The sequence below is a fragment of the Methylobrevis pamukkalensis genome (assembly GCF_001720135.1).
Lineage (GTDB): Bacteria > Pseudomonadota > Alphaproteobacteria > Rhizobiales > Pleomorphomonadaceae > Methylobrevis > Methylobrevis pamukkalensis.
This window is the reverse complement of sequence record NZ_MCRJ01000121.1, coordinates 1-12,306: the sequence shown is the minus strand read 5'-3', so window position 1 is coordinate 12,306 and position 12,306 is coordinate 1. Positions and strand designations below refer to the sequence as shown.

Sequence of the window (12,306 nt, the reverse complement as noted above, 5' to 3'; positions counted from 1 at the left end):
TCTTGGAAGGGCCGGCTACAGGACCATCCGCGCCTCGACCGGCCAGACCGCTCTCACCCATCTGCAGATGCTGCGGCCGGACCTGGTGTTGCTCGATGTCGGCCTGCCGGATATCGACGGCTTCGATCTTCTGACGAAAGTCCGCGGGAGATCCACCGTGCCGGTCATATTCCTGTCGGCGATGGACGACAGCAGCGACAAGTTGCTGGGTTTGCGACTGGGCGCGGATGACTACGTCACGAAACCTTTCAACCCGCAGGAGGTCGTGGCGCGTGTCGGCGCCGTGCTGAAGCGGACAACAGGCGTGGCCGGCAGCGAGGTCATCCGACATGAGGACATCGAGGTCCAACTGGACTCGCACATCGCCATTGCAGCAACGAAGAATGGCCGGGTCGAGATGCCGCTGACGGCAACGGAATTCCGCCTTCTGCTCTGTCTTGTCCGATCTCCGTTCAAGACCTTCGACCGAGCGTCGTTGCTGGACGCGTGTCTGCCCGAAAGCGGCGCCCTCGATCGAACCGTCGATATGCACATCGCCAACCTGAGGCGAAAACTGGCCGAGTGTGGACAGGAAGGGTATATCGTGACGGTCCGAGGTGTCGGGTATCGTTTTGCGAGGTCGACAGGTGTCTAGACCGGCCCTCTCAACGCTGACAGCCGCATTGGTCTCTGTCATTCAGCTTGTGACGATCGCTCTGCTCTTCGTCCTGGTCGACTGGTACATCGACCATGCCGAAGTCGCGGCACTGGATGCCCTCCCCCCTGACGCGAGAACGGCCTGGGTGAGCATCAACAAGGGCGAGATCCCCGATCCGGAGGCTCTCGCAGCACTGGCGCCACTCTATCCGCAACTGGAGGAAGCGACGGAAGCCTCACCGGTCAAGGGTGTCCTGGGTTTCGGCTTTGTCCTGATCGTTTTCACGAGCGGAATCGGCGTCGTCCTCGCTTATCGGCTCGTGGCTCCTTTGACCCGGCTGACCGCCGCCGCAGAGAAGATTGGACAAGGCAACTTTCAGGTCACGGTCGAACCTGGTGCCACCAAGGAAGTGGAAACCCTTGCGATCACGATCAATCGCATGGCCGGCGAGTTGCTCGCGCTGGAGACCCGCCTGAAATTCAACACCCGGGCGGTTGCCCATGAATTGCGGACGCCGCTGACCGTGTTGCAGGGCAATCTGCAAGGCATGGCCGATGGTGTGCTTGCGGTCAGCGAGGAACGTCTGCGCGCGCTTCTGGTGCAGACTCAGGGCGTGTCCCGTCTCGTGGATCAGTTGAACACGCTGTCGCTGGCAGGCACGGTCAACTTCGTCACGGCCACGACGACGACCGATCTCGCGCTGCATGTGTCGGACACGGTGACCCTGTTTCAGACCTCCGCAGGCGACGCCATCGATCTCCGGACACACCTGCAAGCCGCGCCGGCGAAGATCGATCCGGACCGGTTCCGCCAGGCTCTGCTCGCTCTCCTCGAGAACGCCCGCAAATACGCGGGGGCTTTTGGCCCGATCGATGTCTGTACCGGTGTGGACGAGGCCGGGCGGTCCTTCATTTCCGTCCACGACAAGGGCCCGGGACTGCCCTCCCACGTGCAGCACTCGTCCTTTGACATGTTCTGGCGAAGCGAGAGCCTCGACGGCCACGGTCCGAGCGGTTCGGGGCTTGGCCTTACGGTCGTCAAGGCGATTGCGGAAGGGCACGATGCGCGACTGGAAGTGGGAAACAACCCCGACGGAGGCTCCTACGCCACGATCGTGTTTTAGGCGCTGCTGACAAGGCGAGGTTCATTCGGCAGAAGCGAGCGGACCCTCGACCATGTTCGCCGCCGATGAGATTGAAGCGGTCACGCTGACACGCACACCGGCCTCTTCGGCTGACGGTGCTGCGGCTCGCCGACAAATTAGCGTCACCTATAGTGACTCCAATTGACGGCCCCTGAATTTGGTGACACATAATGTGTCATCAAATTTGGAACACCCGCCATGCCCGGTACCACGCGCGCCTACAACAGCCCGTTGCGAGAGAAGAACGCGCAGCAGACGCGCGAAGCGATCCTTGCTGCGCTCCATGCGCTGATGGGCGAAGCCGGTGCGCCCGACGAGATCGGCATGGAGGCGATCGCGCAGAAAGCCGGCGTGCAGCGGCGCACGATCTTCCGTCACTTCGCCACCCGCGAGGAATTGCTCTGCGCATTCTGGCCGTGGCTCAATGCGAAGATCGGGGCTTCCCCTGCCCCGCACAGCGTGCGCGACGTGGTCGACGGCCCGCGCGAAGCTTTTCCCCGTTTTGATGCGCATGAGGCGGCGATGCGTGCCGCGCTCCACTCGCGCACCGGGCGCGAGATGCGCATGGATACCATCACCGGACGACGCGCCCTGTTCGCCGGTGCGTTGGAGCCCGTGCTCTCCCAACTTCCGCCAGCCACGGCCCGCAAGGTCGAGGCACTGGCACACCTGCTGTTCTCGGCCTCCGCTTGGGAGGTCCTGAAAGACTACGGCGGTCTCACCGGTGCCCAGGCCGGCGAGACCGCATCCTGGGCGCTCGAGTTGATCCTGTCCGCGGTCGACCCGGGCCATGACAAGGCGGACGTCCCATCGCAAACCAAGGAGAAAACGCGATGAATCTCGACGTCGTCCCCGCGGACGGAGGCGAAACCCTGTGGGTTGTCGCCGACCGCATCCGCTTCCTCGGCGGCCTTTCGGGTTCAGATCTCGAGTTGCTTGATATCGAGGTGCCCCCGGGGTCCGGTACGCCGCCTCATACGCATCGCTCGCCCGAGATGTTTCACATTCTCGAGGGCGAACTCACCGTCCGCGAATTCGGCGCCGGACGCGCGCCGCGGACCGTCTTGGCCGGTCCGGGCACCGCGGTGCGCATTCCGTCCATGCTGCCGCACAACTATTCCAACGAGAGTGGCGGGCCGGTGCGCATGCTGGTGCTGATCGAAAAGACGATGATCGACTTCTTCCGCGATATCGGCGCATCCGAACCACAGGGCGAACCCGACTTCGCGAAGATCGGCGCGGCCATGCAGCGCCACGGCATCGAGCCGCTCACCATGGCCGCGTGAGGCATCCTCGACGAAATGATCAGCCGGTCGCGGAAACAGTCGGTTTCGCGACCGGTCGACTGCAGCATTGCCGCCGGATAGGCGCCGTTGCTACCTGGCAGCAAATGGTACGAATATGGCTCCGGGCCATCGCTTGACGCACATCAGTGAGGGCGCCGCCGCCAGCAGACAATCTTCATGCCGTTGGTCGGCCAAGCCTTCGACTGCATGGGACGTGGAACGGATCGGATCGGCCGGCTCATCTCATTCCACCCCTTCGTGCCCTGGGTGATGGTCAGGCACGAGCGACAACGGAGACCGCCCGATGGCCGAAACCGCCACCAACCTGCCCGTCGAGACCGACAAGACCGGCGCGCGGGCCGAGCGCGAATGGATGCCATTCGAAGCCATGCGCCGCGAGGTCGATCGGCTTTCAACGATTTCCCCCCTTCGGCTGGAGGTTGCCGCTGCATTTTCCGCGGAATTCCTGATCTCCTGCGGGAGCCGGAGGACAAAGGCCTGAAAGTGGACCGCAGGCGCCCGGAATTTGATTTCGCGCAAGGACGACCTGACTTTTAGCCTTAGGCTCTCCCTCGGCAACAAGAACGGCTGCCCTGCAGGCGGGGCTTTCCCGCACAGGCGTGGATCCGATGTTCGAGGGGCACATGGACGCTCATCACGCGATTCTTCCGATCGGCGAGGCGAGATGCGCGAGCGTCAGTTGCGCCGTCTGCGCGAACCCGTCCGCAGGGACGAGACTGGAACTGGCGCGGATCCGCGGAATCCACTTCGAGGGATGGCAGCCGTCGGCAAGCCCGGCCCGTGATCGGCGCAAGGAGGAATTCGTCGACCGCATTCGGCACGACATGTCCAGCGATCCGACCGGCGATCCGGATCGCGCGGTCGCGGCTGTCGTCAGCCTCCTTGACCGTCGCCTCGACCACGGCGAAATCAGTCAGGTGCGGAATTCGATGACGACAGCGCCCCCCAACCTCTGGCCGGTGCATTGACCGATGTTTCGCGACCGCTCCGAAGCCGGGCGCATGCTCGCGACCGAGATTGTCGCCCTGGCGCCGCACGATCCGGTCGTGCTGGCGCTGCCGCGCGGCGGCGTGCCCGTCGCGTTCGAAATCGCATCGGCGCTTGGTGCCCGCCTCGACCTCATCATCGTTCGCAAGGTCGGCGCGCCAGGCAATCCTGAACTGGCCGTGGCGGCGATCGTCGACGGCAATCCCCCGGACGTCGTGTTCAATCGTGAGATCATCGAAGCCTACGGCCTCCGGGACGACGAACTGGCCGCCTTGATCGCCGGCGAGAGGCCCGAACTGGAACGGCGGCGCGCGGTCTACCGCGGCGAGCGTCAACCGCTCTCGGTGAAGGGAAAGAGCGTGATCCTGGTCGACGATGGCGCCGCGACGGGCGCCACCATGAAGGTTGCCGCACGCGCCATCCGCCGCCGGGCCCCGGCGCAGGTCATTCTGGCGCTGCCTATCGCGTCTCCGGATGCCGTATCGGATCTGTCCCGGGAGGCCGATCGGGTCGTATGCCTGTCCCAGCCGCCGGATTTCCGCGCGCTGGGCTTCCATTACCGGGAGTTCCATCAGCTCGATGATGCCGAGGTTCTGGAGCTTCTGGCGAAGGCATCATCTCGGCTGCAAGACCCGGTGGGCGTCCCGATCACAAGGCCAGGCAGCGCTACATGACCGAACTGACCCGCATCAACGTCTGCCGCAACGGCTGAGGAAATGCGTGATGTCTCACTGGAACACCGATGGGGACGAGCGGATCCTTCACGCCAGAGGGCTGACCAAGATCTACCGCTCCGGCGAGGTGGACGTCTTCGCCTTGCGCGGCGTCGACATCGACCTCTACCGCAGCGAAATGGCGGTGCTGCTCGGCCCGTCGGGCAGCGGCAAGTCGACATTGTTCAACATTCTAGGCGGACTTGACCAGGCCACCTCCGGCCAGGCTTGGTTTCGAGATCTCGAACTGACGGCCTGCTCCGAGCACCAGCTCACCCGGTTTCGCCGCGACCATGTCGGCTTCGTCTTCCAGTTCTACAATCTCATCCCCAGCCTGACCGCCTGGGAGAATGTCGCGCTCGTGACCGAGATCGCACCGTCGCCGATGCCCCCTGACGAGGCGCTGGCCATGGTCGGGCTGCAGGAGCGGATGGGCCATTTTCCGGCGCAGCTTTCGGGCGGCGAGCAGCAGCGTGTGGCGATCGCGCGCGCGATCGCCAAGCGGCCCGAAATCATGCTGTGCGACGAGCCGACCGGCGCCCTCGACTCCAAGACCGGGGTTCTCGTCCTGGAGGCCCTTTCACGGATCAACCGCGAACTCGGCACCACGATGGCGATCATCACCCACAACGCCGTCGTCCGGCAGATCGCCGACCGCGTCTTCTCCTTCCGGGACGGCACGATCGTGGAGGCCGTCCGCAACGAACACCGCCTCGAACCGTCGGCCGTGAGCTGGTAGATGTCCGTTCTCGACCGCAAGCTTCTCCGAGACCTGCTCCGCCTCTGGGCGCAGGTGCTGGCGATCGCCCTGGTGATGGCCTGCGGTGTCGCCACCATCGTCACGTCCGTCGGTGCCTATCGCTCTCTCGACGAGACCCGCAGTGCTTTCTACGATCGCTACCGCTTCGCCACCATCTTCGCCGGGGCGACGCGCGCCCCGCTCAGCCTGGGCGAGTCGCTGGCACGAATCGATGGCATCAGCGCCATCGAACTGCGGATCGCCAAGTCCGTCATCCTCGATATCGAGGGCATGGCAGAACCTGCCGCCGGTATCGTCATCTCCATACCGGACAGGGGAGAGCCTTCGGTCAACAGGCTCTATCTCCGCTCCGGGCGGTGGCCCGATCCGGCGAGGAGCGAAGTTGCCGTTCTGGAGAGCTTCGCAGCCGCTCATGCGATGGTGCCCGGCAGCCGGTTCTCGGCGATCCTCAACGGCCGCAAGCGCGACCTCACCGTGGCAGCCATCGTGCTTTCGCCGGAATACATCTACGCGCTCGGGCCGGGCGACATGGTGCCCGACCCGCGCCGCTTCGGCGTCCTCTACATGCCGCGCTCGGCCATCGAAGGCATCTTCGACATGGACGGCGCCTTCAACGATCTCGCCGCGCGGACGCAACGCAGTGCGCGCCTTGCCGACGTCACCGAACGCGTGGATGCCTTGTTGAAACCCTTCGGCGGCACGGGCGCCACCGACCGTGTCGACCAGATGTCGCACGCCTTTCTCGACAACGAGCTGATCCAGCTTCGCTCGATGGCGACAGTCATTCCCCCCATATTCCTTTTTGTTTCGGCGTTCCTCGTCAACATGATCCTGACCCGCCTGGTCGCTCTCGAGCGCGAGCAGGTCGGCCTGATGAAGGCGGTCGGCTACCGGTCGCTGGAGATCGTCTGGCACTACGCAAAGCTGACGCTGGTGATCGCGGCGATCGGTATTGCCATCGGTTCCATTGCAGGCCAGCTGCTCGGCGACGGCTTGACCAGCCTCTATGCCGATTTCTTCTCGTTCCCGTTCCTGATGTTCCGGCAGAGCGCCGATCTCTATGCGATCGCCGGGGCCATCAGCGCCGCAGCTGCGCTCGCGGGCAGCGCGCGCGCGATATGGAGCGTCGCGCGGCTGCCGCCGGCGGTCGCCATGCGCCCCCCTGCCCCGACCCGCTATCGGTCGCGAACGGGTGACGGACGCGCAACCGTCCAGGTGTCGCAGCTCACGATGATGGCCATGCGGCATCTGCTGCGCTGGCCAGTCCGCGCCGTGCTGACGACGCTCGGCATCTCGTTCGCCGTCGCCTTGCTGATCACGGCGCTGTTCTCCTTCGATTCCGTCGCCTACATGGTCGACACGGTCTTCTTCAGGACCGAGCGTCAGGACGCCACCCTCTCCTTCGTCTCGTCGCGAGGCCCCGATGCGCTGCAGGCCGCCGCACGGCTGCCTGGCGTCCTGCGAGCCGAAGGGTTCAGGGCGACCCAGGTCGTGCTGCGCAACGGTCATCACAGGCGCCGGCTGATGATCACCACCATTCCGACGAATGCGGATCTGGCACGGGTGCTGGATACCGATCTCATTCCCGTCACGCCGCCGCCGGCGGGCCTTGTGGTCTCGGAGCACGTCGCGTCCCTCCTGCATCTGTCGGTGGGCGACCGCATGGACGTCACCCTGCTCGAGCATGGCGGGCGCCGGGCCCAAGCGCGGGTGACCGCAATCGTGCAGAGTTATGTGGGGCTCGCGGTCTACATGCATCCGGAGGCGCTCGACCGCATGATCGGGGACGGGCCGCGTATCTCGGGCGTGCGCGTTGCGCTCGATGCCTCGCGGCTGCCGGATCTCTATTCCGCGATCAAGTCGACGCCGGCGATCGGCGGCATTGCCCTGCAGGCGGTGTCGCGGACCAAATTCCGCGAAACCATCGAGGAGAACATCGGGATCATGACGAGCGTATACGCTGCGCTAGCCGGGATCATCACGTTCGGCGTCGTCTACAACTCGGCGCGCATCCAGCTCTCCGAGCGGGCGCGGGAACTCGCGAGTCTCCGGGTCCTCGGCTTCTCGAGAGGCGAGGTGTCCGGCGTGCTCCTGACCGAACTCGCCGTGGTCGTTGCCTCGGCCCAGCCGCTGGGATGGGCTCTGGGCACGGCCTTCTCGTGGTCGGTGGTGCAGGGTTTCGACAGCGACCTCTTCCGCATCCCGTTTGTCATCGAACGATCGACCTTCGCGGTTGCCAGCCTGGTGGTTCTCGCCATCGCCCTGCTGTCCGCCCTGATCGTGCGCCGCCGTATCGATGGCCTCGATCTCGTGCGCGTCCTCAAGACAAGAGACTGATCAATGAAGAGCCCATGGCCGAGACGCATTCTCTACGGCGGGATCGTGATCGCGATCACCGGAGCCGCGTGGTGGGCCGTGCGCGAACAACCGGCCCAGGTCGACGTCGCGACCGTCGCAGACGGACCGATGACCGTCACCATACGCGAGGAGGGAATGACCAGGGTTCGCGACATCTTTGCCGTGTCGACCCCGATCGCGGGACGTCTGTCGCGGACGGTGCTCAGCGAGGGTGACCGCGTCGAAGGCGGCAAGACCATCGTCGCCGCAATTCACGCGCTCGATCCGCCGCTGATCGACCGCCGTACCGAAGCGGAGCTGATCGCGGCGCGCGATGCAGCGCGTTCGGGCGTCGGCATCGCCGAGAGCGAGTTGCGTCGCGTCGAGACCGATCTCGCTCTTGCCAAGGAAGACCTTGCCCGGGCTCTCAAGCTGTTCGATCCGGGCATCATTTCCGAAAGCGCGCTGGAGAGAGCCACCAACGAGGTCGAGCGGCAGGAGGCGGCTGTCGAGGCGGCCCGCGCCACCGTAGGCTTTCGGCAGGCCGAACTGGCGAGCGCCGAGGCCCGCCTTCTTCAACCCGATGCGGAAATTCCCGATCCGAGCCATTGCTGCATCAACCTGCTCGCGCCGGTCGACGGAACCGTGCTGACCATACACGCCCGCAGCGAGCAGGCCATTGCCGCCGGCGCCGTGGTTGCCGAAATCGGCGATACCTCGAAGCTCGAGATCGTGGTCGACCTGCTGTCCGCCGACGCCGTTCGCATTGCTCCCGGCACGCCCGCCAGCATCGTCGAATGGGGCGGGGAAGCCGATCTGCCAGCGACGGTGAGACGGATCGACCCGGCAGCATTCACCAAGGTCTCCGCCCTCGGCATCGAGGAGCAGCGGGTCAACGGCATCCTCGATTTCGCCAAGGGCGACCCCCGTCTCGGCCATGGGTTCAGGGTCGTGGCGGAACTCGAGATCTGGCGATGCGAAAGCTGCCTTCAGATTCCGGTCAGCGCGCTCTATCGCGCGGGGCTGGATTGGAAGGTCTTCAAGCTGGAGGACGGGCGGTTGGCCGAGACGAGTGTCGCGATCGGCAGGATGAACGACGAAACGGCAGAGGTGCTGAGCGGTCTGTCTTCCGGCGACAGGGTCGTGGTCCATCCATCGGACACGCTGGCCGATGGTGCCGCCGCCGAGGTACGGAATTGACCGGAGGCAATGTCGACTTGTGAAGCTTTCAAAGAGCCAAAGGCCTGCACACGAACAGAGCCTCTCAGTCTGGAGCAGGATCATGTCGAGCAGTGGCCCGAGCATCACGGATACAAAGCTCCTGTTTGCCAGGTCCGGCAACCGCTGTGCCTTCCGAAATGCGAGGCTCCGATGGCCCGGAGAGTGGGAAGTCCGCGACGTGCAGACCTTCGCCGACGTCCTCGTCAACCCCGAGGCTCACTCGACAAGCGCAATCACTGGGAGAAGACGAACCATTCTTTGCTCGTCGGCGCCATCCTGCATGTCCTCTATGCCGCCGGCCCTCCCCTGCGCGTGGATACCCAGCCGGGTTCAAGCGCGTTTGACAGGACGTCCGGCCAACATCGGGCGAAGGCAAAGGCCAGAAGCACATCGTGCAGCTTGCTTTCCGATTAGGCCTCGGTTCCATCCCAACGGCGCTTCTCCCAAGTGATGTCATCAAGATCGACCGATGCATTGCGATGCAGACCGGAACTCAGATAGACGAGCCGTTTAGGCGTTTCGATCAGCGCCGCCAGGATGAACGGCGCCAGCGTGTTGACGGCAAAGACATGCGGCAGACCGTCACCGGTTTCGATGCGCTGCGGTTCGCGGTAGCCAACGGCAACATTGTGGAGGACCGCGTCATGCGGGCCGTGCCGGTTGGCTTTTTCGGCAAGCCGCATGGTGGCGCGAATGGTCGAGGCATCGCCTTCGACCACCGCACGGGGCTGCAGGCAGGGCCGCCATGGCGGCCTTGGCGCGTTCGTCGTTTCTGGCATGCAGGACAACCGCGTGCCCTTTCTCCGCCAGCAAGGCTGCTATCATCAGCCCAAGGCCCGTTGAGGAGCCGGTGATGAAAATGCGTGCCATTGATCTTCTCCGTGTATCGACACTCTTGTCCGCTGCCGTGTCACTTCGGTGCGTGTTTCAAGGCGATCAGCAACGCGGGAATGCCGATCAGCGCCGAGATCGGCATGATCGACCAAGGGCCGGCGTGGTCGACGATCACCCCGCCGACCAGCGCGCCGGCAGCAATCGCGCCGTTGTAGGCCGACACATAGAGCGAGGACGGCGCTTCGGCACCGTTCAGATGGGCCGCCGCCTTGAACACCCAGGTCTGCATGAGGACCGGCAAGGCGGTATAGGCCGCGCCCCAGATCAGGAGCAGCGCAATGACAAGCCCGCGATTCGTCCCGGCAAAGCCGAGTGCTGCGAGGCTGGCGATCAGGACGATCATCGTGACGAAGAGCGTTGGCCGATAGCCGCGCGCCATGATCGGCCCGATGCCGAAATTGCCGACAAGACCTGCAGCGCCATAGGCCAGCAGCAGGCCGCCGATCCAAGACGTCTCGAAACCCGTGATCTGTTCGAGGAAGGGCGCGATATAGGTGAAGGCAAGGAAATTCGCCATCATGATCAGCGCGGTCACGTAGACCGCCGCGCGCAGGGGCTGCTCGCGCCATGCTTCGGCAACCGTGCCGTGCCTGCCGTCATGGTTTGCGGCAAGATTGGGCAGGGTCAGCCACATCTTGACGAAAACGGCGAAGGAAAGGACCGCGAGCGCGACGAACACGATGCGCCAACCGGCATAGTTGCCGAGGAACGTGCCGGCGGGAATGCCGAGCACGGAGGCGAGCGCCAGCCCGCCATAGACGGCCGAGACGGCCCGCACCGCATGTCTTTCGGGAACGATCCGCACCGCCATGCTGGCCGCCGTCGACCAGAAGATGCCGATGGCGGCGGCAACGATCAGCCGGCTCGCCAGAAGCACCGCATAGTTGTCCGCAAAGTAAGTCAGCACGTTGCCGAGCGTGCAGGCAAGCAGCAGGCTCAACATCATCCATTTGCGGTTCCAGCGCCGGGTAACGGCGGTGAGCGGTGTTGCGGCGATCGCCACGAGCAGCGCAAAGCCCGTCACCAGGAAACCGGCCTGTCCGAGCGATACGCCGACGCCTTCCGCCATCTGCGGCAGGATGCCGATGGGCATCAGTTCCGTGCTGACGAAGGCGAATGTTCCAAGTGAAAGCGCGATAACGGCCAGCGCTTCGGCGAGAGGCGAGCGCCGTTTGATTTCACCGATAAAGGCCGCCTCGGGCGCAGGCTCTCCATGAAGCTGAGGAATAGCGTGGTCAGTCATGCCAAATCTCCGGTTTTTTAGGCTCGGCCGACCATGCCGGAGAAAGACTGATGCGTGTGATGTCGTTTTGTCGTATCACTCGTGACTGAAAATCATTTATCAGCGATCGACAAGGACGAGACATGCGGAGTGTCGAGCGTGAACTTTGACGGTCGTATCCTGTCCGGAGTCGGCGTGCTGGCCGCCGTTGTCGAAAGAGGCTCGTTTGCGGGAGCAGCCGAGACGCTGGGCCTCACCCCTTCCGGGGTCAGCCGGTCGATTTCACGGCTCGAGAACCGGCTGGGCATCCGGCTCTTCGACAGGACGACCCGGTCGCTGCACCTGACGGATGAAGGGGCGCGCTTCTATGAAGCCATCGTCTCGCATCTGGAAGGCATAGAGGAAGCGGCGGGCGCTGCGTCCGGGGCCGCGAGCGCAGTGCGCGGTCGTTTGCGGGTCAATGTCGATCCGTTCTTTTCCGGGCTGGTGCTGGCGCCACGCCTCGCCGCCTTCACCGAGCGCTTTCCCGAGTTGCAGATCGAGATCCACACCCGCGACGACGTGGGCGATCTGGTTTCGGAAGGCATGGACGTTGCCGTGCGTTTCGGGCCACAGCCGTCGTCCTCGCTGATCTCACGGCTTCTGCTGGAAACACGCATCCTGACCGTGGCCGCCCCCTCCTATCTCGAAGCTCGCGGCCGGCCGAAAAGGCCGGAGGATCTGTCTGGCCATGCCTGCATCCAGTTCCGCGATCCGCTGACGGGCCGTCCCTTCGAATGGGAATTCCGGCGAGGCCAGGAGGATCTGCCTGTCCCGACCACCGGTCCGCTCCTGCTGACCGACGTGAACACCATGCTGCAGGCCTGCCTGGCAGGCGCCGGCGTGGCGCAGGTCATGTCTCTCGGCATCGGGCAGTGGCTCGCCAGCGGCGCGCTGATCGATCTCTTTCCCGACTGGCCGGACGAGACCTTTCCGCTTTACGCCATCCATCCGTCCCGCCGCCACCCGGCGGCGAAAGTCCGCGCCTTCCTGAATTTTTGCTCGGGACTCGCGAGGACGGAAACTTCAGACGGCTATTGATCGC

13 protein-coding genes are annotated in these 12,306 nt (G+C 64.5%); 11 read left to right on the top strand and 2 right to left on the bottom strand.

Translation table 11 applies throughout. From position 1 onward, the window contains the following. From A6302_RS16900 to A6302_RS16855, 10 genes are all read left to right on the top strand, one after another. On the top strand, positions 1-634 hold a 634-nt coding region (locus A6302_RS16900; protein ID WP_069308019.1), incomplete at its 5' end, for a response regulator. After that, on the top strand, positions 627-1,760 hold the full coding sequence (locus tag A6302_RS16895) for a sensor histidine kinase (protein ID WP_169833615.1): 1,134 nt from the start codon (positions 627-629) through the stop codon (positions 1,758-1,760). The genes A6302_RS16900 and A6302_RS16895, both read left to right, overlap by 8 nt. Positions 1,761-1,979: 219 nt before the next feature. Continuing rightward, the gene (locus tag A6302_RS16890; protein ID WP_069308018.1) at positions 1,980-2,618 is read left to right on the top strand and encodes a TetR/AcrR family transcriptional regulator; all 639 of its coding nucleotides are present in this window, start codon (positions 1,980-1,982) and stop codon (positions 2,616-2,618) included. Then, positions 2,615-3,067, top strand: a complete 453-nt coding sequence (locus A6302_RS16885) for a cupin domain-containing protein (protein WP_069308017.1) — start codon at positions 2,615-2,617, stop codon at positions 3,065-3,067. Before A6302_RS16890 ends, A6302_RS16885 begins: the two co-directional genes overlap by 4 nt. A 304-nt stretch (positions 3,068-3,371) precedes the next feature. After that, positions 3,372-3,569, top strand: a complete 198-nt coding sequence (locus A6302_RS16880) for a hypothetical protein (protein ID WP_069308016.1) — start codon at positions 3,372-3,374, stop codon at positions 3,567-3,569. A 127-nt stretch (positions 3,570-3,696) separates the two neighbouring features. Beyond that, positions 3,697-4,056, top strand: a complete 360-nt coding sequence (locus tag A6302_RS16875; RefSeq protein WP_141703874.1) for a DUF2267 domain-containing protein — start codon at positions 3,697-3,699, stop codon at positions 4,054-4,056. Between the two features lie 3 nt (positions 4,057-4,059). Continuing rightward, entirely contained in the window at positions 4,060-4,749 is a 690-nt protein-coding gene (locus A6302_RS16870; RefSeq protein ID WP_069308014.1) for a phosphoribosyltransferase, read from the top strand. Positions 4,750-4,798: 49 nt separating this feature from the next. Next, entirely contained in the window at positions 4,799-5,527 is a 729-nt protein-coding gene (locus A6302_RS16865; RefSeq protein ID WP_210183371.1) for an ABC transporter ATP-binding protein, read from the top strand. Then, on the top strand, positions 5,528-7,885 hold the full coding sequence (locus A6302_RS16860) for an ABC transporter permease (protein WP_069308013.1): 2,358 nt from the start codon (positions 5,528-5,530) through the stop codon (positions 7,883-7,885). 45 nt (positions 7,886-7,930) lie between these two features. Continuing rightward, the gene (locus tag A6302_RS16855) at positions 7,931-9,085 is read left to right on the top strand and encodes an efflux RND transporter periplasmic adaptor subunit (RefSeq protein WP_245294118.1); all 1,155 of its coding nucleotides are present in this window, start codon (positions 7,931-7,933) and stop codon (positions 9,083-9,085) included. Between the two features lie 431 nt (positions 9,086-9,516). On the opposite strand, the gene A6302_RS24795 is transcribed toward A6302_RS16855, so the two are convergent. Together A6302_RS24795 and A6302_RS16845 are read right to left on the bottom strand one after the other, a co-directional pair. Next, positions 9,517-9,885 (bottom strand): Rossmann-fold NAD(P)-binding domain-containing protein, encoded by a 369-nt coding sequence (locus tag A6302_RS24795; RefSeq protein WP_245294119.1) that lies wholly within the window; start codon positions 9,883-9,885, stop codon positions 9,517-9,519. Between the two features lie 131 nt (positions 9,886-10,016). After that, entirely contained in the window at positions 10,017-11,243 is a 1,227-nt protein-coding gene (locus tag A6302_RS16845) for an MFS transporter (protein ID WP_083255857.1), read from the bottom strand. A 138-nt stretch (positions 11,244-11,381) separates the two neighbouring features. Between A6302_RS16845 and A6302_RS16840 the strand changes: the two genes are divergently transcribed. Next, entirely contained in the window at positions 11,382-12,302 is a 921-nt protein-coding gene (locus A6302_RS16840; protein ID WP_083255859.1) for a LysR family transcriptional regulator, read from the top strand. Positions 12,303-12,306: the final 4 nt, after the last annotated feature.